General features: G+C 31.6%; 26 protein-coding genes. 19 read left to right on the forward strand and 7 right to left on the reverse strand.

Annotated features, from left to right (window positions below; all coding sequences use genetic code 11):
- Positions 1–43 precede the first annotated feature (43 nt).
- The 10 genes from deoC to ACEN2I_RS10685 all read left to right on the forward strand — a co-directional run bounded on the left by deoC (position 44) and on the right by ACEN2I_RS10685 (position 8,252).
- A complete protein-coding gene (gene deoC, locus ACEN2I_RS10640; RefSeq protein ID WP_441766083.1) occupies positions 44–787 on the forward strand; it encodes a deoxyribose-phosphate aldolase in 744 nt (247 codons plus the stop codon).
- Positions 787–2,925, forward strand: coding sequence for a gliding motility protein RemB (locus ACEN2I_RS10645; protein ID WP_441766084.1), 2,139 nt, complete (start codon positions 787–789; stop codon positions 2,923–2,925). Before deoC ends, ACEN2I_RS10645 begins: the two co-directional genes overlap by 1 nt.
- A 154-nt stretch (positions 2,926–3,079) precedes the next feature.
- The gene (gene cyoE, locus ACEN2I_RS10650) at positions 3,080–3,982 is read left to right on the forward strand and encodes a heme o synthase (RefSeq protein WP_441766085.1); all 903 of its coding nucleotides are present in this window, start codon (positions 3,080–3,082) and stop codon (positions 3,980–3,982) included.
- Between the two features lie 2 nt (positions 3,983–3,984).
- Positions 3,985–4,590 (forward strand): cytochrome c oxidase subunit 3, encoded by a 606-nt coding sequence (locus tag ACEN2I_RS10655; protein ID WP_441766086.1) that lies wholly within the window; start codon positions 3,985–3,987, stop codon positions 4,588–4,590.
- A 42-nt stretch (positions 4,591–4,632) separates the two neighbouring features.
- Positions 4,633–5,616 (forward strand): cytochrome c oxidase subunit 3, encoded by a 984-nt coding sequence (locus ACEN2I_RS10660; protein WP_441766087.1) that lies wholly within the window; start codon positions 4,633–4,635, stop codon positions 5,614–5,616.
- Between the two features lie 18 nt (positions 5,617–5,634).
- A complete protein-coding gene (locus ACEN2I_RS10665) occupies positions 5,635–5,985 on the forward strand; it encodes a cytochrome C oxidase subunit IV family protein (protein ID WP_194657958.1) in 351 nt (116 codons plus the stop codon).
- Positions 5,986–6,063: 78 nt separating this feature from the next.
- Complete coding sequence (locus ACEN2I_RS10670) at positions 6,064–6,720, forward strand: hypothetical protein (protein ID WP_441766088.1); 657 nt, start codon at positions 6,064–6,066, stop codon at positions 6,718–6,720.
- Between the two features lie 12 nt (positions 6,721–6,732).
- Positions 6,733–7,422 (forward strand): SCO family protein, encoded by a 690-nt coding sequence (locus ACEN2I_RS10675; protein ID WP_441766089.1) that lies wholly within the window; start codon positions 6,733–6,735, stop codon positions 7,420–7,422.
- A gap of 1 nt (position 7,423) precedes the next feature.
- Positions 7,424–7,963 (forward strand): DUF420 domain-containing protein, encoded by a 540-nt coding sequence (locus ACEN2I_RS10680; protein WP_441766090.1) that lies wholly within the window; start codon positions 7,424–7,426, stop codon positions 7,961–7,963.
- Positions 7,956–8,252 (forward strand): hypothetical protein, encoded by a 297-nt coding sequence (locus ACEN2I_RS10685; protein ID WP_441766091.1) that lies wholly within the window; start codon positions 7,956–7,958, stop codon positions 8,250–8,252. The genes ACEN2I_RS10680 and ACEN2I_RS10685 overlap by 8 nt, the downstream gene beginning before the upstream one ends.
- A 17-nt stretch (positions 8,253–8,269) precedes the next feature.
- Here the strand turns inward: ACEN2I_RS10685 and ACEN2I_RS10690 are convergent, their stop codons facing one another.
- Positions 8,270–9,676, reverse strand: coding sequence for a DUF4403 family protein (locus ACEN2I_RS10690; RefSeq protein ID WP_441766092.1), 1,407 nt, complete (start codon positions 9,674–9,676; stop codon positions 8,270–8,272).
- Positions 9,677–9,848: 172 nt separating this feature from the next.
- On the opposite strand from ACEN2I_RS10690, the gene ACEN2I_RS10695 reads away from it, so the two are divergent.
- The 7 genes from ACEN2I_RS10695 (at position 9,849) to tsaB (ending at position 17,677) form a co-directional block, all read left to right on the forward strand.
- Positions 9,849–10,550, forward strand: a complete 702-nt coding sequence (locus tag ACEN2I_RS10695; protein ID WP_441766093.1) for an ABC transporter ATP-binding protein — start codon at positions 9,849–9,851, stop codon at positions 10,548–10,550.
- Positions 10,543–11,787: an ABC transporter permease gene (locus ACEN2I_RS10700; RefSeq protein WP_441766094.1), complete on the forward strand. Its 1,245-nt coding sequence runs from the start codon at positions 10,543–10,545 to the stop codon at positions 11,785–11,787. The genes ACEN2I_RS10695 and ACEN2I_RS10700 overlap by 8 nt, the downstream gene beginning before the upstream one ends.
- Before the next feature lie 2 nt (positions 11,788–11,789).
- Positions 11,790–13,055: an ABC transporter permease gene (locus ACEN2I_RS10705; RefSeq protein ID WP_441766095.1), complete on the forward strand. Its 1,266-nt coding sequence runs from the start codon at positions 11,790–11,792 to the stop codon at positions 13,053–13,055.
- Positions 13,056–13,091: 36 nt separating this feature from the next.
- Complete coding sequence (locus ACEN2I_RS10710; RefSeq protein WP_441766096.1) at positions 13,092–14,207, forward strand: efflux RND transporter periplasmic adaptor subunit; 1,116 nt, start codon at positions 13,092–13,094, stop codon at positions 14,205–14,207.
- Between the two features lie 81 nt (positions 14,208–14,288).
- Positions 14,289–15,677 (forward strand): TolC family protein, encoded by a 1,389-nt coding sequence (locus tag ACEN2I_RS10715; protein WP_441766097.1) that lies wholly within the window; start codon positions 14,289–14,291, stop codon positions 15,675–15,677.
- A 6-nt stretch (positions 15,678–15,683) separates the two neighbouring features.
- On the forward strand, positions 15,684–16,973 hold the full coding sequence (locus ACEN2I_RS10720) for an efflux RND transporter periplasmic adaptor subunit (RefSeq protein ID WP_441766098.1): 1,290 nt from the start codon (positions 15,684–15,686) through the stop codon (positions 16,971–16,973).
- A 35-nt stretch (positions 16,974–17,008) separates the two neighbouring features.
- On the forward strand, positions 17,009–17,677 hold the full coding sequence (gene tsaB, locus ACEN2I_RS10725; protein WP_441766099.1) for a tRNA (adenosine(37)-N6)-threonylcarbamoyltransferase complex dimerization subunit type 1 TsaB: 669 nt from the start codon (positions 17,009–17,011) through the stop codon (positions 17,675–17,677).
- 15 nt (positions 17,678–17,692) lie between these two features.
- Here tsaB and ACEN2I_RS10730 read toward each other — a convergent pair whose 3' ends face one another.
- Together ACEN2I_RS10730 and ACEN2I_RS10735 are read right to left on the reverse strand one after the other, a co-directional pair.
- On the reverse strand, positions 17,693–18,520 hold the full coding sequence (locus ACEN2I_RS10730; protein ID WP_441766100.1) for a mechanosensitive ion channel family protein: 828 nt from the start codon (positions 18,518–18,520) through the stop codon (positions 17,693–17,695).
- 114 nt (positions 18,521–18,634) lie between these two features.
- Positions 18,635–19,534: a NifU family protein gene (locus ACEN2I_RS10735; protein ID WP_441766101.1), complete on the reverse strand. Its 900-nt coding sequence runs from the start codon at positions 19,532–19,534 to the stop codon at positions 18,635–18,637.
- A 141-nt stretch (positions 19,535–19,675) separates the two neighbouring features.
- On the opposite strand from ACEN2I_RS10735, the gene ACEN2I_RS10740 reads away from it, so the two are divergent.
- On the forward strand, positions 19,676–20,665 hold the full coding sequence (locus ACEN2I_RS10740) for a PorP/SprF family type IX secretion system membrane protein (RefSeq protein WP_441766102.1): 990 nt from the start codon (positions 19,676–19,678) through the stop codon (positions 20,663–20,665).
- 12 nt (positions 20,666–20,677) lie between these two features.
- Positions 20,678–21,190: a gamma carbonic anhydrase family protein gene (locus ACEN2I_RS10745; protein WP_441766103.1), complete on the forward strand. Its 513-nt coding sequence runs from the start codon at positions 20,678–20,680 to the stop codon at positions 21,188–21,190.
- Between the two features lie 96 nt (positions 21,191–21,286).
- Here the strand turns inward: ACEN2I_RS10745 and ACEN2I_RS10750 are convergent, their stop codons facing one another.
- The 4 genes from ACEN2I_RS10750 to ACEN2I_RS10765 all read right to left on the reverse strand — a co-directional run bounded on the left by ACEN2I_RS10750 (position 21,287) and on the right by ACEN2I_RS10765 (position 24,540).
- On the reverse strand, positions 21,287–22,000 hold the full coding sequence (locus tag ACEN2I_RS10750; protein ID WP_441766104.1) for a LytR/AlgR family response regulator transcription factor: 714 nt from the start codon (positions 21,998–22,000) through the stop codon (positions 21,287–21,289).
- Positions 22,001–22,091: 91 nt separating this feature from the next.
- Positions 22,092–23,207, reverse strand: coding sequence for a sensor histidine kinase (locus ACEN2I_RS10755; RefSeq protein WP_441766105.1), 1,116 nt, complete (start codon positions 23,205–23,207; stop codon positions 22,092–22,094).
- Entirely contained in the window at positions 23,208–23,549 is a 342-nt protein-coding gene (locus ACEN2I_RS10760; protein WP_441766106.1) for a DUF4907 domain-containing protein, read from the reverse strand.
- Complete coding sequence (locus tag ACEN2I_RS10765) at positions 23,533–24,540, reverse strand: Kelch repeat-containing protein (RefSeq protein ID WP_441766107.1); 1,008 nt, start codon at positions 24,538–24,540, stop codon at positions 23,533–23,535. Before ACEN2I_RS10765 ends, ACEN2I_RS10760 begins: the two co-directional genes overlap by 17 nt.
- Between the last annotated feature and the right edge of the window lie 3 nt (positions 24,541–24,543).

Raw genomic sequence — 24,543 nt, forward strand, 5'->3', positions numbered from 1 at the left:
TTTAAATGTATTTTTGTCACAATTCCTGTAATTTTTTAAAATCATGAATATTAAGCAATATTTAGATTCTACTTACTTAAAAACTGCCTCTCAAGCCGGTCTTTCTGAAACGGAAAATAATATTGTGGTAAGAAATGCTATTGCAGAAGCTATTTCTTACGGATTTAAACTGATAATGATTCGGCCTGATAAAGTAGCTCTGGCAAAAGAAATGATTACAAAAGCCAATTCATCATTATTGATAGGGACTGTAATTGATTTTCCGAAAGGTACTTCCGCTATTGAAATAAAGATAAAAGAAGCAAATGAAGCAATTGCAGATGGTGCAGACGATTTAGATTTTGTTTGTAATTATCAAGCTTTTAAAAATGGAGATGTTCAATTAATAAAACAAGAAGTTTTAATAGCAACACAAATAGGTTTAGCAAACAATAAAACCGTTAAATGGATTATTGAAGTTGCTGCTTTGAACGAAAAAGAAATTATTCAGCTTTCTTCTTTGATAAAAAATGTTGTTATTTCAAATTTTAAAGAAGAAGATTATACTTCAGTTTTTGTAAAATCATCAACCGGATTTTATAAAACACAGAATAATTTGCCAAATGGAGCTACAATTCCGACAACTATTATGATGTTAGAAAACGCCTCGCCATTACCAATAAAAGCTGCCGGAGGTGTTAAGACGTATGAAGAAGCAATAGAAATGATTCGTTTAGGAGTTAAACGTATCGGAACTTCATCTGCAAAAGCAATTGCAAAAGGAGAAAATACCACAAATAAATACTAATGAAAATCAAGAATATTTTGAATAAAAGTTTTTTAACTTTCTGTCTGGCCTTATCATCATTATATATTTTTGCTCAGGAAACAAACAGGTCTTCTGTAAAATCAGGTTTTACTACTGAACAATTTCCAGTCTTTCCTAACTGCGAAAATTTAGATAAAAAAAAATTAGAAAATTGTTTTTATAAAGAAGTTCAGGATTTTGTTTATCATAATTTTGAGATTCCGGAAAATTTAAAGCAGGCAAATTATAAAGGTGAAGTTAAAGTGCTTTTTGAAGTTGATGAAAATGGAATTTTTAAAGTAATTTATGTAAACGCAGCAAATGATGCTTTGGCTAAAGAGGCCAAACGCGTTTTTGGTAAATTTCCCATTATAAAACCTTCGACTTATAACGGTGTACCAACTTATTCTAAATATACGATTTCAATAGACTTACCTTTAAAGAGCTCAGAGCAAATTGCTGCAGAAGCTTTAGCTGCGTCGCAAATTGAAAAACCAATAGAAAAACCAATGACAGAATTGGATAGTATTATATATAAAAAATACAACAATCCTGAATTCGAAAGTCATTTGAATATTCCGTTTTCCCATAGTTACTATGCACAATTTGATGGTGCCATGAATAAGGTTGGCAGTAACAATCACACAGCTTCAAAACCGTATACATATGCAGAGGTTTCAAAATATTATAACCTTAAAGCAGTAAATGAATCCCTTCAAAAAAAGACCTCCACATGGTTAGGAAGAAAATGGTGGAATGAAAATATGGTTCAGATACAAGGCGAAGATTATTGGCTGGCATTAAATCCTATCGTTGATTTGCAAATGGGTAAAGCTTCTGATCTTGATTCGTATACTTATGTAAACACCAGGGCTGTTAATCTTAGGGGAGGTTTAGGTAAACAAATTAACTTTACAACCACTATTTTTGAAAGTCAGGGAAGATTTGCAGGATATTTTAATGATTATGCAAACTCTTTAAAACCTTCAGGAGGAAACCCTGCCATTATTCCGGGAATGGGTATTGCGAAACAATTTAAAACAGACTCGTATGATTTTCCTTTGGCAGAAGCCAATATAACGTATGCGCCAAGCAAAATTTTTGATTTTCAATTGGGTTATGGAAGAAATTTTATTGGTGATGGATATCGTTCTTTGCTGGAAAGTGACGGAGCAAGTCCGTATCCTTATTTTAAAATCAATACTACTTTTTGGAAAATTAAATATACCAATACCTACATGTGGCTCAAAGATGTTCGTCCTGATGTTACGGTAGATAAAACATATGCTTCAAAATATATGGCAAATCATTATCTGAGCTGGAATGTTTCAAACAAATTGAATTTAGGTTTTTTTGAATCTGTGGTTTGGACAGATACCAATAATAGAGGTTTTGATGTAAATTTTGTTAATCCAATTATTTTTTATCGCTCTGTTGAGTTCGCTTCTTCTTCAAAAAGTGGAAATGCTCTTTTAGGATTTACATCTAAATACAAATGGAATAATCAAATTAATTTATACGGACAGTTTTTAATTGATGAGTTTTCGTTTGGGGATATAAAAGCAGGTGATAATAGTTGGAAAAATAAACTTGGATATCAGCTAGGTGCTAAGTATTTCAATGCTTTTAAAATAAAAGATTTGTTATTGCAGCTGGAATATAATCATGTTCGTCCATACGTGTATTCTCATAGTGCCATACTAACAAATTATGCTCATAATAATCAAAGTCTTGGTCATCAATGGGGAGGTAGTTTTGAAGAACTTGTTGCAATTGGCCGTTATCATAAAGGCCGTTATTTTACCGATGCTAAATTTACAATTGGAAAAAGAGGTTTCGATTTTGATACTGCTGAAGATGGTTTTAATTATGGGGGAAATATCTATAAAAGTTACGACGATAACCGTCCTTTTGATTCTGGTGTAAAAGTAGGCCAGGGTAATAAAACTAATATTTTTATTGCTGATATTCAGGGAGGATATTTAATAAATCCAATGACTAATTTAAAGCTTTTTGGAAGTATTATTTATAGAAATTTTGATCCATTGCAAAATACGACAACTACTTTTAAACAAAGTACAAGCTGGTTTACTTTGGGTTTGCGTTCAGATGTCTTTAATTGGTATTTTGATTATTAAAATTAATAAGATTTTTCGAAGTAAATGTGTTAAAGATTTACAAGTCCTTATTTTATAAAGGTTTTATTGAAAAAATCTAATTTTATAGTTCAGGATTCTATAATCTAATTTGTACATTTGCACCACTCAAAAAAACACACAAACAATTACCGTATTGAACGCTACAAAATACACATTTTCATTAAAATCAATATTTCTTGATTTCAAAGAAATTACTAAGGCTGGTTTAGCTATTAGTGTTTTGTTTTCTTCTATTGCAGGATATTTGTTAGGTGTTAATAATGAGCACCCTTTTCAATGGGGTGTTTTGGTAATTTTATCAATAGGAGGCTACTGTATGGTTGGAGCCTCAAATGCTTTTAATCAGGTCATAGAAAAAGACATTGATATTTTAATGGATCGCACCAAAAACCGTCCGGTTCCTTCCGGGCGTATGTCTCCAAAAATGGCTTTGTTTGTGGCGAGTCTGCTCACTGTTATTGGAATCGCATTGCTTTATACAATAAATGCAAAGTCGGCTATGTTTGCAGCTGTATCCATTTTTCTCTATACAAGTATTTATACACCCCTAAAAACGGTGACTCCATTATCTGTTTTTGTAGGTGCTTTTCCAGGTGCAATTCCTTTTATGTTAGGATGGGTTGCTGCGACGGGAGAATTTGGGATAGAAGCCGGTACTCTATTTTTAATTCAGTTTTTCTGGCAATTTCCTCATTTTTGGGCTATTGGCTGGTTTTTGTATGAAGATTATGAAAAGGCGGGAATTTTTATGCTTCCAACCGGAAAAAAAGATAAAGGAACAGCTTTGCAGATTATTTTATATACAGTTTGGTTGATTATTGCCTCTTTATTGCCGGTACTCGGTTATACAGGTCAGTTATTAATATCGCCAATTGCAGCTGTTTTGGTTTTTATATTAGGGCTTTGGATGTTATTTTATGCAGTGAAATTACATCGATTAAGAACACCGAAAGCTGCCAGAACGTTAATGTTGGTGAGTGTTTCGTATATTTCTTTATTGCAGATTGTATATATAGTGGATAAATTTTTAAGATAGTTATGGAAATGACAATGACAAATGATAAAATAGAACAAATAAGTGAAGAGCAACTAAGGAAATCAAAGTCAGCTAAATTGATTTTGTTGTTCGCCATGGTGAGTATGACTATGATGTTTGCTGGACTTACAAGTGCATTTGTAGTTAGTAAATCAAGAGCTGATTGGTTGAAGAATTTTGAACTTCCATCTGCATTTTATTATAGTACCGCAGTGATTATTGGTTGTAGTATTACTTTTTATCTGGCAAAAAAAGCCATTCAAAAAGATAATAGAAGTGCTACTACAAGTTTTCTTTTGACTACTTTAGCATTAGGAATTCTATTCGTGATTTTGCAGTTTGCCGGTTTTGGGCAAATTGTAGAAAGTGGATATTATTTTACAGGTCAGGGGAGCTCAATTACGACTACTTTTCTATATGTAGTTACGGTTACACACTTATTACATCTGGCAGGAGGATTAATTTCTCTTTTAATTGTAATTTATAATCATTTTAAACAAAAATACAATTCGACTCAAACTCTTGGTATAGAACTAGGTGCAATGTATTGGCACTTTCTAGACTTATTGTGGGTTTATTTATTTTTATTTTTATATTTCTTTAAATAAGAAAAAAACGTAAATTTGGGAACTTTTTAACTAATATCTTTTATGGAAGCGACAGTTACTACTGCAAATAATGACGAAAAAACTTGGGGAGGCGGTGATATACAGCCATTAGGAGCAAGTTATGGTAAAATGATGATGTGGTTTTTTATCGTATCAGATGCCTTGACTTTCTCTGGATTCCTTGCAGCTTATGGTTTTTCTAGATTTAAATTTATTGAAACCTGGCCTTTGGCTGATGAAGTGTTTACTCACTTTCCATTTATGCATGGTGTTTCGGCTCCGATGTATTATGTAGCCTTAATGACTTTTATTTTGATCTTTTCATCTGTGACAATGGTTTTGGCTGTTGACGCAGGTCATCAATTGAAAAAAACAAAAGTTGCTATTTATATGTTCTTAACTATTATTGGTGGTTTTATTTTTGTTGGCTCTCAGGCCTGGGAGTGGAAAAACTTCATTAAAGGAGAATATGGGGCAGTAGAAACAGCAGGTGGAAGTTTATTGCAATTTGTTGATGAAAGTGGTGAAAGAGTGGCTTTGGCTGATTTTGCAGTAAAATTACCGGAACAAAGAGTAGCTTTGACTAGAAGTCATTCTACTTGGTTTATGCAAGATGCTGAAACGCAGTCAACGTATACTGTTGCTGAAGTTCAGGCTGGTTTTAAAGCACATCCGGAATTACTTATCAGAACAGAAAAGCTTACAGAAAAAAAGAAAAAAACTGTTTTAGACAGAGCTGAATCTGAGGCGCGTTTAGGTACTGCAAAATATGTAGTTGAAGGAGCTAACCTAACAAGAAATGAATACGGAAGTAAATTGTTTGCTGACTTCTTCTTCTTTATTACAGGATTCCACGGTTTCCACGTATTTTCAGGAGTTATCATTAATATCATTATTTTCTTTAATGTATTGTTAGGGACTTACGAGAAAAGAAGAAGCTACGAAATGGTAGAAAAAGTTGGTTTATACTGGCACTTTGTCGATTTAGTTTGGGTATTTGTATTTACAGTTTTCTACTTAGTTTAATTTTAGATTTTAATTATTATGTCACACGAACACGTATCAAATACAAAAAGAATCTGGTTTGTTTTTGCATTACTATCTGTAGTAACTACAGTAGAAGTTATTCTGGGTATTTTAAAGCCAGAAGCATTAGAATTTAATCATTTTGTAGGTTTGAATTTGTTGAACTGGATTTTCTATATCCTGACAATTTTCAAAGCTTATTATATAGTATGGGCATTTATGCACATGGAAGGTGAAAAAAGCAGTCTTAGATGGTCTGTTGTTTCACCAGTTATTTTCCTGGTTTTATATTTATTGTTTATTCTCTTAACAGAAGGACATTATATTTATGGGGTTTTTAAAGATTCTACTATTAAATGGAATTTTTAACATGATATTAATTCGAAAAGAGGCTCCGTTTAACGGAGCTTTTTTTATTTTTGTACTCCAATAACTTCCGCATTTACAATGAAAAAAAATATAGTTCTCTTTGTACTTTTTGTTTTGCCAATTGTAGCTTATTTGTTTTTTGCTTCGGGCGTAAATAGTTTTACAACATTGCCCGTTATTACATCAAAAATTGCTGATTTTGGTAATTGGAAATCTCTAAATGGTAAAAAAGTCTCTCTTGATAAAAAGATAACTGTTTTAGGTTTTTCAGGTTCTGATATTTTAAATAGTCGTGGTAATTATTTTAATCTAAATGAAAAAATTTACAAACGCTATCATGGTTTTGAAGATCTTCAATTTGTGGTTGTTTGTCCATTAGGAACAGAAAAAGAAGCACAGAAAGTTGTAGATGCACTTTCACCTTTTACAGATGTTTCAGGGTGGCATTTTATTTTTGCCTCTCCTGATGAAATCAAGATGTTCTATAATCAATTGCATTTAAAAGGAAAATTGAGTGATAATTTAGGAACATCGAATGTTTACATAGTAGACAAACAAAGAAATTTAAGAGGTCGAAAAGGTGTTACCAAAGATAAAAAAGATGAGTATAAAGAAGGTTATGATACTTTTCATCCTTCTGAATTAAGCAACGAAATGCTGGATGACTTTAAGATTATTTTGTATGAATATCGTGCTGCTCTTAAAAAAAATCATAATGCTACTAAACAACTCTAAATTGTAATCATAATGTTTAAAAACAAATCATATATAGGAATTTCGTTTATTATTTTAATTTTCGGAATTTATGCAATACCTAAAATTGTTGACAGAATAAAAAATGGTGAAGTGGTAAAAGGAAACCGTTTGGATAATGTAGGTTTGAAAACTTCTAAATCGGATGCTAAATTAGTAACGATTGGACCTGCTCCAAAATTTGAATTGACAAATCAGGACAATCTTAAAATTTCTAATGAAAGTTATAAAGGAAAAGTATATGTGTTAGAATTTTTCTTTACTACTTGCCCGTCAATTTGCCCAAAGATGAATTTGAGTATGTTGGAAATAGAGAAAACTTTTTTTGGAAATCCTAATTTCGGAATCGTTTCTATTACAATTGATCCGACTCATGATACACCACAAGTTCTAAAAGATCATGCAAAGTTATTAGGCGTAAAGTCTTCAAATTGGAATTTCCTTACTGGAGACAAAACAACTATTATAGATTTGTCTAACAAAGGATTTAATTTGTATGCGGGAGAAAATGCTAAAGTAAATGGTGGTTTTGAACATTCAGGATTGTTTGCATTAATTGATAAAGATGGAAATATTCGTTGTAGAAAAGATGATTTTGGAAATCCAATTTTATATTATGACGGATTAGAAAAAAAAGGAGTTAGAGACATTCAGCAAGACATTAAAATATTATTAGAAGAGTAAAATGGAAGATCATTCATTAGAAAAAAAATACAGTAAGTTCATCGCTATTGTTTCGATTATTATACCAGTTGCGGTAGCAATTTTATTTACGGTAAAACTTAAAGATTTTGGTTTTGATGTGGAACCACTTTCATTTTTACCTCCAATATATGCAGCAATAAATGGTATTACGGCTATTGTTTTAATTTTGGCTGTTATAGCAATTAAAAAAGGAAATCAGAAAATTCACGAACGTTTAATGACTAGTGCAATAGCATTGTCAGTTGCTTTTTTAGTGATGTATGTGGCGTATCACATGACTGCTGATTCGACCAAGTTTGGTGGAGAAGGAATTATTAAATATGTTTATTTCTTTATTTTAATAACGCACATTTTATTATCAATTGCGATTATTCCTTTAGTATTAATTACCTATGTACGAGCTCTTGCAAAACGGTTTGACAGACATAGAAAAATTGCCAGAATTACATTTCCTCTTTGGCTATATGTTGCTATAACGGGTGTAGTAGTTTATTTAATGATTTCTCCTTATTATGTATAAAATAGAAAATAGAATAAAGAATAAAGAAGATAGATTAGGAAACAGAAGTATGTTAGAGAGTTTATTATCAATAAAATATTTCTACATTCTTTTCTCTCTATTCTTTTCTCTTACTGCAAATGCTCAATGTGCGATGTGTCGTGCTGCCCTTTCCGGAGAGTCAAACATGAAAAAGGCCGAGGCTGTAAATGATGGAATCGTGTATTTAATGGTAATTCCATATTTGCTTGTTGCTATAATTGGAGTTTTAATATATAGAATGTACCAATCAAAAAGGAAAAAAGCCTAATACTTTTTATTAAGCTTTTATTTCAATCCATCAACTGAAACATTTACTGTTCCGTTTATCTTGATAAAAGCAATCATAGCCTGATTCGTTAATTGAATTTTATCAAATTGGATGTCTTCCATTTTTCCATTAACAAAAACGCCCGGCATTGGAGAGTAGTTTTTAAGATAAGTGGCCATGCTTTTTTTGCCTTCTTCTAAGTTCTGCTGTATTGAATATCGGCAGTTTTCCTGCATCTTTTTTAAAATTAAACCCTGCGCAAGCCAGTTTGCTGTTAGCATTAATTTACTTTTTGTATCTAAAACATAATCTAGTTTGTCAAAATAAATTTCTTTAGTCTGAGAATTGTATTTTGGAAATCCATTTAAATAAATTGTTCCGTTTACATTGCCTAAAACATCGAGTGCAATAACCATTTTACTGTCCTTATGCCAAATTTCCACATTTTTAACAGTAACTTTTTTGCTTCCTGAACCAAATTCCTGTCCTGCAAAATTTTTAGTCATGATTTTTGAAGCGTCTGTGTAACTTGATATAGCCGCAATATTTGCTGTAATTTGATTTGGAATTTTAACTACTGGTTTTAAAACAATTTTATTTGGGTTAAATTTTGCTTCAGGTTGTTTTCCAACAATGGTTTCCATATTGCATTTCATTCCCATGTCTAATAAAAACAAATCGTTTTTTAGTTTGGCATTGGTTGAATAAATTTCAACAGGTACAATGCGCAGCCAACTTTCATATGTATCACTCATCTGGAAAGGAGTACATATTTTTTCTAAAGCTGCTAAAACATTGGGCTTAAAATCCATAGATTTCTCGATTGCATCATCTATGCTTTTTTCAATTTTTGATTTAAAAGCAGAAATTGCCGGATTTGCTAAATAGGTTATTGGCATATTCTTTCCAAAGACAGTCATTGTAGGACTTTCGTTCCAGTCAAGAGATTTAAATTCTGTTTTTGTATTTAATTTCCAGTTTGTCAGCGCCACTTCGCTCGATAAAGTAATTACTCCATTTAGATTAAATTCCCGGGTATCGTAAAGTTCAATACCTAGTTTTTTAGTCCCAATTCTGTATTTTATATTTGCCTTTAATGGTAGGATGGTTTTTATTTTTTTGTCTCGATTTTCAGGATCATTTTGAATTATAATAGGACCTTGTTTCCAAATTTTTATTTCAATGTCATCATCTTCAATATTATTATCTTCGTAAATTAGTCCGTTTAAAACACTATTTGTTTGATTTTGAATGTCATTGAGTTTAATCGAAATTGGTAAATTAATAAAAGAAGGATTGCTCTCATAAATTAACGGACTTGCATCATCTGGTTCAGGTTTTAAAGTTGCTAATTTTTGAGAAGTAGAACAACCAGCTAAAAAAGTTAAAGTTATGAAAAGATTTATAAAAGAAATTTTTCTCATCAGTATTGTTTTAGTTAGTAAAATTAGCAAAAGAATTATATTCTTTAAAAAAAGTGTAACAATTAGTCAATAATGTAGTCTTATTCTAAAAGCCAGATAAAATTTATTAACTTTTTATTACCATAAAATACGTAATTAAAATGTTATTATTGTTTTAAAATTTAACAGTATCATGATCGAAATCAAAGATTTGCATAAGTCCTATAAAATGGGGAGTTCAGAGTTACACGTGTTAAAAGGGATAAATTTTAACATAGCAGAAGGAGAACTTGTTGCTATAATGGGATCTTCCGGATCTGGAAAATCAACACTTCTTAATATTTTAGGAATTTTGGACGAAGCAGATTCGGGCAGTTACATCTTAGATAGAACGCCTATAAAAAAACTCAATGAAACAATCGCATCAAAATATCGAAATAAGTTTCTTGGATTTGTTTTTCAATCTTTCAATTTAATAAATTATAAAACAGCACTTGATAACGTTGCTATGCCGCTTTATTATCAAGGAGTAAAGAGAAAAGAACGTTACGAAATTGCGATGAAATACTTAGAGAAAGTAGGTTTGGGTTCGCATTCTCACCACTTGCCAAATGAGCTTTCGGGTGGCCAAAAACAACGTGTGGCAATTGCAAGAGCATTAGCGTCAAATCCAAAAGTATTATTAGCAGATGAGCCAACAGGAGCGTTAGATACTAAAACTTCATATGAGGTTATGGAACTTATTCAGGGAATTAATGATGAAGGAAAAACCATTTTGATTGTTACTCATGAACCTGATATTGCCGCAATGTGCAAAAGAAATGTAGTCCTGAAAGATGGATTGATCATTGATGATAAAATGGTAGAACAAGTTAGAGCTTCATCTTATGTTTAATATTGAGCGTTGGCAGGAAATCTTTGAAGCAATATCAAAGAATAGGTTAAGAACATTTCTGACCGGAATTTCTGTGGCTTCCGGAATTTTTATTTTAGTGATTTTACTTGGAGCTGGAAAAGGGCTTCAAAATGGAATTGAAAAGCAATTTGAAAATGATGCTAAAGGAATAATTGAAGTTTGGTCGAATACAACAACCAAAGAATACAAAGGAATGAATCCTGGTAGAGAAATCCAATTAAGAAACAGTGATTATGACCTTCCAGTTAAAAAATTTAATGAAGAGATTGATAAAAAATCACCTGTACGAAATACTTGGGGAGGGATTGTGAGTTACGGAAAAGAATCCGGAAATTACCAATTTAGAGGAATTAGCCCGGATTATTTGTCTCTTGAAAATGCTACTATAATTAATGGACGTTTCATTAATAGTAATGACATGATAAATAATGAGAAAGTAGTGGCTATTGGTTTGAAGGTAAAGCAAGATTTGTTTAAAGATAAAGATCCAATAGGAAAAGAAATTTTAGTTAATAACATTAATTTTAAAGTTGTTGGGGTTTTTACAGATCCTTCTGGAGAAAGAGAAGAATCAAGGGTTTATATGCCCATGACGACTAATCAACGTGCTTTTGGTGCAGGGGATAAAATAAGCGGAATGCAGTTTGTTTTAAATAAAAAAGCGAATTATGATGAAGCTTTGGCACAATCCAAAAGATTTACAGAAGGTGTAAAAACATTATTAAAAAGTAAAAATATTATTGCCCCGGATGATGAAAATGCCATAGGAGTTTATAATTCTGTTGAAGAGGCGAAACAATTTTATGACTTGAATCTTTATATCAGATTGTTTTTTTGGTGGGTTGGTATTTGCACTATTATTGCTGGAGTTGTTGGTGTAAGTAACATCATGCTGATCATTGTCAAAGAAAGAACAAAAGAAATTGGAATTAGAAAAGCATTAGGAGCTTCTCCATTTTCCATTATTTCAATGATACTCCATGAGTCTATTTTTATTACCACGATTGCAGGTTTTACGGGGCTTTTAGCTAGTTTGTTATTACTTGAATTTGTTGGTCCAATGGTTCAAAGCGAATATTTCAGAAATCCGGAAGTTGATTTTAGTGTAGCCTTAACGACACTTGTTTTACTTGTATTTGCAGGAGCAATGGCTGGTTTTTTTCCGGCATACAGAGCTGCTAAAATAAAACCTATTGTAGCACTTAGAGACGAATAATTATGTTTAAAAAAGATAATTGGGACGAGATTTTACAGGCTTTGACGGCTAATGTATTCAGGACAATCCTGACTGCTTTTGGTGTGTTTTGGGGAATTTTTATTTTGGTAATATTACTTGCAGCAGGTAATGGTTTAGAAAATGGAGTAAAAAAAGGTTTTGACGGAATAGCAACAAATACCATGTTTATGTGGAGCCAGACCACCTCAAAAGCATATAAAGGCTTGCCCAAAGTACGTCGTTATGATTTTAGAAATAGTGATGTTGCGGCTTTAAAAGCTGCTTTGCCAGATTTATTATACGTTTCACCCCGAAATCAATTAGGAGATTTTAATGGAACCAATAATGTTGTCCGTGGCACAAAAACTTCTGCATTTACAATTTATGGTGATTATCCTGAATTGATTAAGCAACAACCAATGGATATCATAAAAGGGCGTTTTGTAAATCAACAGGACATATTTGAAAGAAGAAAAGTTGCAGTAATTGGAAAAGGTGTTATTGCGGAACTGTATGGAAAAGAAGAAGAAGCTATTGGAACATACATAAAAATTAACGGAATTAATTTTATGGTTGTCGGGGTTTATAATTCTAAACAGCAAGGAGGAAATGCTGAACAGGAGCAAAAAAATATTTTTGTTCCATTTACAACTTTTCAGCAGGCTTTTAATTATGGAGATAAAGTGGGATGGATGGCTCTTACGGCAAAAGACGAAACATCTATTACAGATTTAAAACCAAAGATTTTAGAAAAAATAAAAGCACTTCATTCTGTTAATCCTGCAGATGAAAGAGCGGTGGGGAATTTTGATTTATATGAACAGTTTAATAAAGTACAAAGTCTTTTTAATATTTTAAAAGTTATAGCTTATTTTGTAGGAACTCTGGTTTTGATATCAGGTGTAATCGGTATTTCAAATATTATGCTTATTGTGGTGAAAGAACGTACTAAAGAAATAGGAATACGTAGAGCTCTTGGAGCCACTCCGGCTGCTATTAGAGGTCAAATCTTATCTGAAGCTATATTTTTAACCATCATTTCAGGTATGTTGGGGATCGCAGTAGCAACAGGAATTATTGCACTTTTAAATATGGCTTTAGATTCGATGCCCCCTAACAGCAATACTATGTTTGCAAATCCTAGTGTTGATTTAGGAGTTGTATTTGTTGCTTTATTAATATTAGTAGGATCAGGACTATTAGCTGGTTTTATTCCGGCTCAGATTGCAATTAAAGTAAAACCAGTAGATGCTTTACGAACAGAATAAAATTATCAATCAAAATAATCGATTAAATAAAAACAAATGAAAAAAGGAATAACCATAACTATTTTAGTTCTTATTGCCATTGTCTTTTTTGGCGCTTTATATTATTTATATGCTAAAAATCAAGAATCACCAGTTGTTTTTAAAACAGAAAAAGCGGAAATTAAAACGATTGTAAAAAACACCATAGCGACAGGTAATATTCAACCTGACGAAGAGGTTCTAATCAAGCCAAATATCTCCGGTATTATTGAACACGTTTATATCAAAGCCGGAGAAAAAATTAAAGCCGGCGATATGATTGCAAAAATTAAAGTAGTTGCTAATGTGTCAAATGTAAGCAGCACTCAAAATCAGGTTCAGACAGCTAAAATTGCGTTAGATAATCAGGAAAAAATCTTTCAGAGACAAAAAACATTATTTGAGAAAGATGTAATTTCTGCAAATGATTTTGATGCAGCCCAACTAGCTTATAAACAGGCAAAACAAAATTATCAATCTGCGAAACAAAGTCTGGATATTGTAAAAACCGGAACAACATCGTCATTAGGGAGTTATGCAAATACTTTGATTCGTTCTACTGTAAACGGAATGGTTTTAGACGTGCCGGTAAAAGTGGGGAATCAGGTTATAGAAAGTAATAATTTTAACGAAGGAACAACGATAGCAAGCGTTGCAGATGTTGGAAGAATGATTTTTGTTGGAAAAATTGATGAATCAGAAGTAGGTAAAATAAAAGAAAAAATGCCAATTGAGATTACAGTTGGGGCAATTGAGAATAAAAAATTTGATGCCGTTTTAACCTATATTGCACCAAAAGGAGTAACTGAAAACGGAGCTATTCAATTTGAAATTAAGGCTTCTTTAGAAAATAAAGATGCTACTTTTATCAGAGCGGGTTTAAGTGCGAATGCTTCGATTATTTTAGAAAAAGCAGATAAGGTATTAGCAATCAAAGAATCATTAGTTCAGTTTGATAAAAAAACTCAAAAGCCTTATGTCGAAGTAGAAACAGCTCCACAAAAATTTCAAAGAAGAGATTTAGTTTTAGGAGTTAGTGACGGAATTTATGTTCAGGTAAAAAGCGGAATCAAAGCTTCTGATAAAATTAAAATCTGGAATCAGGGACTGATTAATGAAGGAGATAAAAAATAATAGATAACAGAAAGGTTTTTTGGGTTTTAAAAAAATGTTAAATTTGTATAGTTTTTTTAACTATGCTTTCATTCAAAATATATGAAAATAAATAAATATAATAGTCTTGTTTTTGTTTTGTTTTTTTCTTTTGGGCTATCCGCTCAAACGCAAACAAAACTTTGGACTTTGGAAGAATGTGTACGATATGCATTAGATAATAATATCACAATTAAACAATCAGAGCTTGATGTCAAAAATGTAGATATTGACAAAAAAGACGCATTTGGGAGTTATCTTCCTACAGTAAACGGTAGTGCTTCTCATTCCTGGAATATTGGTCGAAATGTTAACCCGGTTACGAATCTTGCCAGTACACAAACCACGCAATATACTTCATTAGGAGTTAGTTCAAGTGTAGATATATATAAAGGTCTGCAAAATCAAAATAACTATCGAAGAGCAAAATTATCAATCATTGCCTCTCAATATCAATTGTTAAAAATGCAAGAGGATATTTCGCTGAACGTTGCAAATGCTTTTCTTCAGATTTTATCTTTTAAAGAGGATTTAAAAGTGAAAAAAGAACAGCTTTCAATTGATCAAAAACGATTAAAACGTTCTGAAGAGATGGTAAATGCAGGAACAATACCAAGAGGTGATTTATTTGACCTGAAAGCAACTCTTGCAACTGATCAACAGGCCATCATTATTGCTGAAAACAATGTATTGATTTCTAAGTTAAGTTTAGCTCAGCTTTTACAATTAAAAGAATTTGCTGATTTTGATGTAGTTGATGATACAAATGCTAAAGATGAAAATAATATCATGGCTCAAAGTCCAATTGATATTTATAATAAAGCAAAGGAAATAAGAACAGAATTAAAGTTGGCACAGACTAATCTTGAGATTGCAGAGAAAAATGTGGACATTGCAAAAGGTGCTTATCAGCCAAGACTTACGGGATTTTATTCTTTTCGAACAAGCGCCAGTTACAGTGATATAGTTACAGGAATAGATCCAATAACTAATGAACCAATTTATGGGGCTCCAGCTCCTGTTTTTGATCAGTTTAGTGACAATAAAGGGCACAACTTTGGGTTAGATTTGCAAATACCAATTTTCAATGGGCTTTCTGTAAAAAATAATGTAGAGCGTAATAAAGTAAATTTAGAGAAATCTAAAATAGATTTGGAACAAAAAAGTTTAGATTTGCAGCGTAACGTTTATACTGCTTTTACGGATGCTAAAGGAGCATTAAATGCTTATGAATCATCAACTGTATCTTTAGAAGCAAGACAGCAATCTTACAATTATGCAAAAGAAAAGTACGACGTAGGTTTAATGAATTCATTTGATTTTACACAGGCACAGACGTTGTTGACCAATGCCCAATCAGATGTTATCAGAACAAAATACGATTACATGTTCAAAATAAAGATACTTGAATTCTATTTTGGAATTCCAATTGTTCCAATTATAAAAAACTAATTTATTATGTCAAAAAAAACAATTTATTTCTTAATTGGCGGTACAATAATTATAATCGCTGCTTTAATAGGGCTTTCGAAATCGGGAGTGATAGGAAATAAGGATGAAGGCAAAGAAGTAGAAACATCAGAAGTAATAGCTTCCACAATTGTTGAAACAGTTTCGGCAACAGGAAAAATACAGCCGGAAATAGAAGTTAAAATAGCACCTGAAGTTTCAGGTGAAATTATTTTATTGAATGTAAAAGAAGGACAGGTTGTTAAAAAAGGAGATTTATTGGTAAAAATAAATCCTGATTTATATACTTCAAGCTATAAGCGTTCTATTTCTAATTTATCAGGAACAAAGGCTGGCTTAACTCAATCTGAGGCTAGTTTTAAAGAAGCAAAAGCAAATTATGACAGAAATAAAACCTTGTATGATAAAGGTGTTATTTCAAAATCTGATTGGGATAAAGCAATTGCTTCTTTTGAAGTTGCGAAAGCTACTAAGCAAAATGCTTATTTTACAGTTCAGAGTGCTTCTGCATCAGTAAATGAAGCAAAAGACAACCTAGGGCGTACTACTATTTATTCTCCTGCAGACGGAACTATTTCTGTATTGAATGTTGAATTGGGAGAACGTGTTTTAGGAACTCAACAAATGGCCGGAACCGAACTTTTAAGAGTAGCAAACCTTAATAATATGGAGGTTGAAGTTGATGTAAATGAAAATGACATTGTAAAAATCAAAATTGGAGATGAAGCTAATGTTGAAGTTGATGCTTATCTGAAGAAAAAATTTAAAGGAGTTGTAACGAGTATCTCGAACTCGGCCAGCAGTACTTTAACTTCAGATCAAGTAACTAATTTTAAGGTAAAAGTTCGAATTTTAAAAGAATCTTATCAGGATCTTTTGGAAGGAAAACCAGCCTCATATTCGCCATTCAGACCTGGAATGACTGCAACGGTTGATATTGTAACAAAAACAAAGACGAATGTTCTGGCTGTACCAATAAGTTCTGTTGTCGTAAAATCAGATACTACGGCTGTTAAAGATTTTAAAGTGGAAGATCCTAACGAGAAAAAAGCAACTCCAAAAAGCGATAAAAAATTTGAATGTGTTTTTGTGAAAGTAGGTGATAAGGCTAGGATTAGAATCATTAAAACAGGAATTCAGGATGATACTAATATTGAAGTAATGTCAGGTTTGAAATCTGGGGATGTTGTTATTACTGGACCTTATACAACTGTTTCTAAAGAATTAAATTCCGGAGATAAAGTAAAACCTAAAAAATCAGACGAATCTAAAAAATAGTTAGGTTTTCAAATTAACTTTTAAAAATAATTACATTGTCTTTTATTCTCAATATCGAAACAGCTACTAAAAATTGTTCAGTCTCCATTGCTAAAAATGGCGAAACTATTTTATGTAAAGAAATCGCAGAAGAAGGCTATTCGCATGCCGAAAAATTGCATGTTTTTATTGAAGAAATAATTGCAGAGAGCGGAATTTCTGTTCAGGATTTAAAAGCCGTTGCCATAAGTCAGGGACCAGGTTCTTATACTGGTCTGCGAATAGGAGTCTCAGCTGCAAAAGGATTGTGTTATGCATTAAATATTCCACTGATAGCTGTAGATACTTTACAAACTTTGGCATCTCAGGCAAAAGTCTCTGATGGAAAAATAATTCCAATGCTTGACGCCAGAAGAATGGAAGTTTATAGCGCTATTTTTAATACTGATTTAGAAATTAAAAGATCAATTTTAGCTGAAATAATTGATGAAAATTCTTTTAAAGATTTTAACGAAACACTATATTTTGTTGGTGATTGTGCAGAAAAATGCAAGTCAGTTTTAACGAAAGAAAATTTTGTATTTTTAGAAGATATCAAGTACCCTTCAGCCGCAGCAATGAGTAAAATCAGTTATGATAAGTATAAAAAAAGCAACACTGTTGATGTCGCTTATTTTGAACCTTATTATTTAAAAGATTTTATGATTACAACTTCAAAGAAATAAGACTGATTTTATAAATTAATTTTGACTTTTACTTAATTCCTTTACATAGGGCTGTATTTTTATACCTTCTTTATCAAAAGCTATTATGCAATTTTCTAAAGTTTCTAAAGATACGTTTCCGAAATTTTCATTTGTAGCCCAGGCTCTTACCGCAAAAACAACGGCACTGTCTGTTAAACTTTGAACAAAAACGACAGGAGCAGGATCATTAAGTACTTTTGTATTTTCATTTAAAATTTTATTAAGTATTTCTTTCGCTTTTTTTAAATCAGTATCATAAGAAACTGCAAAGGTAAAATCAGCTCTTCTTTGTCCCTGCATAGAATAATTCATGATATTTCCATTTGATAAAGCTCCATTAGGGACAAAAACGGTTTGGTTATTTGCAGTAAGTATTTTGGTTACAAAAATCTGAATTTCACTTACGGTTCCAATAACACCTTGTGCTTCTATAGTATCTCCTACTTTAAAAGGTTTAAAAAGTATAATTAGCATTCCGCCGGCAAAATTAGAAAGAGATCCTTGCAATGATAATCCTATAGCAAGTCCCATCGCACCTAAAATAGCGACGAATGATGAAGTTTCTATTCCGAGTTTGGAAATAAACGTTACAAATAATAAAATTCGTAAAGCCCAAAGTAAAATATCAGCAAGAAATTTAGTTAAAGTTGGGTCTAAATTTCTTTTGATCATTACTTTTCTAATCAATCTGTTGATTAATCGGATAGCATATAAACCTATAAATAAAATTAGAACAGCCGAGATTAATTTTGGAGAATAATCAATTAATACATTAATAAATGTGGTAGCGTAATTCGATAACTGATTTGAGTTGATATACATTTTTTAGATAAAAAAACCTTCTCAATTGAGAAGGTTTGAATTAATAATGCAAATATAAAAAAACATTTAATTTATATAGAGCTTATAATTTTCTTTGCCTTAAAAAAAATCTTTTTAAGCGTTCAAAGCTTCCACAGTAATTTTTTCGTCATTCAGCATGCTTTTCAGCATGTTTTCGATACCACTTTTTAGAGTAAACGTTGATGACGGACAACCGCTGCAAGCTCCCTGCAAAATTACTTTAACAACTTTGTTATCCTCATTATACGAATCAAAAGCGATATTTCCACCATCTGCAGCAACAGCCGGTTTTACATATTCTTCAAGAATGTTAATAATTTGCTGTGATGTAACATCTAGTTTATCGAAAGCTTCGTCTTTGGTTACGTCATTTTTAGTTGCAACTTCAATTAGACTTTCGTCTAAAACAGTTCCTCCATTTTCGATAAACTGTTTGATGAAAGTTCTCACTTCTAATGTGATCTCCTGCCAATCGTTAATGTCGTATTTTGTAACAGAAATATAATTTTCATCAATAAAAACTTCTTTTACATAAGGAAATTTGAATAATTCTTTCGCCAACGGAGAAGAAGCAGTCTGGTCTATGTTTTTGTACTCGACAGCATTTTTAGTTAGCATTCTGCTTACTACAAATTTTAAAGCTGCCGGATTTGGTGTTGTTTCGCCATAAACAGTAATCGGGTGTTTTTTTGTTGTAGTTTCATCAGTTTTAATGATAATACCTCCTTTATCTACAAAAGCTTCAATTTGTTCGGCAACTGCATCTTTTACATCGTCCCATTCTACGATGCTGTATCTTTCAACAGCGATAAAATTTCCGGATATATAAACTGTTTTTACAAATGGAAGATAAAATAATTGTTGTGCCAAAGGTGATGATTGTGCCTCATCAATATTTTTGAATTCAAAGTTTTGATTCTGAGTAATGAAATCTTCAAATTCGAATTTAATAATTGTCGGGTTTTGAGTTTCTTTTATAGTGATTTTTGCCATGTCTGTATTTTTTTGCAAATTTACTAAAGTTATTTTCTACTAATACCTATATTTGATTTTTTAATAAAATAATTATGATTCTTTTTGTAATCGGTCTTGTTAAATCTCCGTAAAACTTAAAGGCTCCAATATATTTTCTTCATGAAATTAAAATTCAGGATATCTTTCATTTTTATTTTTGTTTCATTTTACTCTTATTCACAAGAAGGAATTCCTGTATATTCTGATTATTTATCTGATAATTATTATTTGATCCATCCTTCTATGGCAGGTGCAGCTAATTGCGCAAAAATAAGATTGACAGCCAGAAAACAATGGTTTGGTCAGGATGATGCCCCGTCTTTGCAAACGTTAAGTTTTAATGGTAAAATTGGCGAGAGATCTGGTGCCGGAATAATTATTTTTAACGATAAAAACGGTTATCATTCACAAAAAGGAGTAAAACTTACCTATGCTCATCATATCATGTTTTCTAGGAGCGAACTTGATTTAAATCAGCTCTCATTTGGTATCAGCGGTGGATTAATTCAAAGTCAGTTAGATGAAACTAAATTTGGAGGTGTTTTTGACCCTATCGTTTTTGGATCAATTCAAAATGATTCTTATTTCAATATTGATGTTGGGGCTTCTTATAATTTTTTAAATTTTTATGCTCACGCTACTGTTCAGGGACTTATAGAAACCAGAAGAGAATTATATACCGATTATGAAAATGATAATTTGAGAAAGTTTTTGTTAAGTGCCGGTTATGTTTTTGGAAAAAGAGAAAGCTTCACCTGGGAGCCTTCCATTTTATTTCAATTGTTTGAAAGAACAAAAGAGAAATCTATTGACTTGAATTTAAAAGTTTACAAAAATCTGGACTTCGGAAGTATATGGGCAGCATTATCTTATAGAAGAAGTTTTGATGGTGTACAGAATAGTTCAGGCAGTGGAATTGGTGATCAAAAGCTACAATATATCACTCCGGTTATTGGACTTAATTATAAAAATTTCATGTTTGCATATACCTATTCAAACGTAACAGGTGATGTGAAATTTGATACAGGTGGGTATCATCAGATAACTCTTGGAATTAATTTATTTTGTACCAAAGAGCGTTACGATTGTGAATGTCCTGCGATTAATTAAATTTAAAATATCATGTTAATAAAAACTGTAAATGGTAAATCTCCAGTAATTCCTGATGATTGCTATGTTGCTGAAAATGCTACTATTGTTGGAGATGTAACTTTTGGTGATTTATGCAGTATTTGGTTTAATACGGTGATTCGGGGAGATGTCAATTTTATTAAAATTGGTAATAAAGTCAATATTCAGGACGGAGCTATTATTCATTGTACGTATCAAAAGCATCCAACTATTATTGGTAATAATGTTTCTATAGGACATAATGCCATTGTTCATGGCTGTACTATTCATGACAATGTTTTGATTGGAATGGGTGCTATTGTAATGGATAATTGTGTTGTAGAAAGTAATTCGATTATTGCTGCAGGAGCCGTTTTGACACAAAATACAGTGGTAACTTCAGGAAGTATTTATGCTGGTGTTCCTGCCAGAAAAGTGAAAGATATAGACCAGTCTGATTTTGCAGGTGAAATTGAACGTATTTCTAATAACTATGTGATGTATTCGGGCTGGTTTAAAGAATAATTTCTAAATATAAAAAAACAATATTTTAAATTCCCAATTCCGATTTAGCTTGAACACTATTGGAACTTGGAATTTTTTGTTTGAAATTTTAAAAAGTTATAAATTGATTCTTTCGAAAAAAGCATTTTTATAGCTTTCACTAATCGGAATTCGTTTGTCGCTAATCAAAACCTTATTTTTTTGTATTGATTTTACATGTTTGATGTTGATAATGTAAGATCTGTGAATTCTTGAAAATCCTTTACTGGAAAGCAAATTTTCTAATTTTATCAAGCTAATTAAGGTCAGCGTAAATTTATTGTCTGTCGTATAAATTTTCACATAATCTTTTAAACCTTCGATAAATAAAATATCCGAAAAATTCATTTTCACATTTTCATATTCTGCCCTTACAAACATAAAATCCTGCTCTGTATCAGGAACTGTTGTGATTTCTGAAATAGCCTGAACCGCTGTTGGATTTAAAATTTGTTGTGCTCTGACAACAGATTTTAAAAAGCGATGAAACGGAATAGGTTTTACTAAATAATCTACCGCACCAAGATTAAAACCTTCAACAGCATAATCAGAATAAGCTGTTGTAAAAATAATCAAAGGCTTTTTTTCGATTGTATTTAAAAATTCAATCCCTGAAAAATGAGGCATCTGAATATCCAGGAAAATTAATTCTACATTGTTTTGATTAATAAATGACACTGCATCAATAGCATTGTTGAAAGTGCTGATTAATTCTAATGAATCTACTTTGCTAACAAAATCTTTTAACAAATCTACTGCTAAAGGTTCATCATCTATAATTACACATTTCATTCGGTTTAGATTTTAATTTAATAAATTGTTCAGGTCAAAAGTAGCTTTAAACGAAAAACTTACATTTTAAAATTTAGTTAAAATACTGATTTTAATGAATGTCAGTTTGAATTTTGTCTAATTTTAAATTTAAATGTACACGATAATATCTGTTATCTTGTTTTATTGTCAATTCATGTGCATTTGGGTATAATAAATCCAGTCTGCTTTGAATATTTGCTAATCCGATACCGGAATTTTCAGGATCTTTTGCATAGTTTTTGATTGTGTTTTCTATCCAAAAATCAAGATTATTTTCAAGTATGATGATCTTAATTTTTACATGTGTAGCTCCTTTGTAATCGGTTCCGTATTTAAAAGCATTTTCTATAAATGAAATTAATAATAAAGGTTCAATAAATTTATTTTTAGTATTTCCGTGAACGTTTATAACAATGTCTTCAATATTGTTGAGCCTTAATTTTTGTAATTCAATATAATTTTGAATATAATTAATCTCTTTTTCTAAAGCCACCGTTTTATTATCTGTTTCATACAGCATGTAGCGCATTAATTCAGACAATGTTACGATGGCATCAGGGACCAAATCAGATTTTTTGTGAGCTAAAGAATAGATGCTATTAAGAGAATTAAACAGAAAGTGCGGATTAGTCTGTTTTCGTAAATAATTCAACTCAGTATTTGTTCTATGTGTCTCGGCAATTAATTTATTTTGTTGATTTTGATAAAATTCGGTTAAGGTTCTAATAATTGCACTAATGGCTGTAATTAAAAGATAAAAAAAAGAGGGGCCTATCTTAAAAAAGAGTGGTTGTTTATGCAATCCCATTTTTACTCTTCCGTCTTTCATAAATATCCTTGCTTCTTCCTCAGGCATCATTTTTGGGGGCATCATGTTTTGCGGCCTTAAATGATTAAATTCAGGAATAAAATAATGGATTCTGATCATCATAAAAAATAAAATAAGAGCCAGAATAATGACAAAATAGAGCCAGTATTTTTTTTCTAAAAGTAAAACAGGTACGAAATAAAAATAGTTCAGATAAAACAAAATAATTCCTGTTCCCCATTGCACATAAAAATCATTATTGATTTTAAAGGGACTTTCGTAAAACTGAATTAATGATGTCAAGATAAAGAAAGTCCATATGGTTATATGGAACAAAGTTTTATCTGAATTTATATTTTTAAGATCACCGATATTCATTTACATTTTTATTTTTAATAAAATTAAATCATTTTTGGTTACCGATGGCGATGTGTTTTGATTTAGTTTTTTTACGACTAAAGCGGCTACTTTTAAAGCATCATCTTCTGAGTTAAAACTTTTATTTTCACTAATAAAAGGAATAATCGATTGTTTGATTATAATTTTGTTTTTATATAAAATTGTATAACCCCAGCCAGTTGCTGTTTTTATAGAAGCAACTTGTAGTGTTTCTTTTTTTGAGCAACCCGTTAGCAACAGGAAAAATAAAATAAAAAACAAATTCTTCCAGGTTTTATTCTGAAAGAATTTAGCATTTGAGTTATTAATTATCGTCGTCATTTTGTTCTTCTAATGGTTTAAATTCCCAAGCATCATCAAAATAAGTGGAGCCAATTCGTCCTAGCATTAAAAAACCTCTGTTATTAATTGCAAAACCTACTGCATCGGTTCTGGTGGCTCCTTCAAGAGGTGTTCTTTCGATCCAGATATCGGTAGAGGGGTTATATTCCCATACCGTTTTGATCCCCTCACCACCTACAACATAACCTAGTCCGTTTAAGCTGAAACTTGACGCATTTGAACGTGTTATTGCATAGTCATCATTATAACTGTAGTCGTCATCATCGTCCTGATCTATATCACGTTTTCTGGTCCATACATCGGTAGATGGATCAAACTCCCAAAAATCTACCTGATTGGTTCCGTTATTTACACCAGTCCCCAAATACGCTTTGTCATTTATAATAAAAACGGTAGCATTACGTCTTTTGTTTCCGCTGAAACCGCTAACAAGTGTCCATGTATTAGCAGAATCATCATATTGATAAAAATCTTTTAAATAATTTCCATCATATCCAGTTCCAAAATAAGCTTTTCCACCGACCTGAAAACCAACAGCTCCGTAGCGAGCTGATCCCGTAAATTCAGTTTTTTGTGTCCATGAATTACTGTCCGGGTCGTATTGATAAAAATCTTTCAGTTTATTTGTTCCGTCATACCCAAGGCCTATGTATCCTTTTTCGTTTAATGCAAAACTAGAAGCAGAACTTCTCCCTATTCCAATAAAATCAGCTTTTTGCTCCCAATAATCTCCATTTGAATTGTATGCCCATAAATCTTTTAAATATTCATCTCCTGTATACCCAGTGGTAACGTAAGCATAATCTCCAATCACAAAACTGGTTGCACTAGATCTGGCAGGTCCATCAAATGATGATTTTTTAATCCAGTTTCCTATTAAATCATCATCTTCATCATCGTTACTACAGCCTGTGAAAAATAGACTTGAAAATAGTGCCGCGAATAATATTCCCTTTTTTAAATTATTCATAGT

It is taken from the genome of Flavobacterium sp. W22_SRS_FK3, assembly GCF_052113665.1.
Taxonomy (GTDB): domain Bacteria; phylum Bacteroidota; class Bacteroidia; order Flavobacteriales; family Flavobacteriaceae; genus Flavobacterium.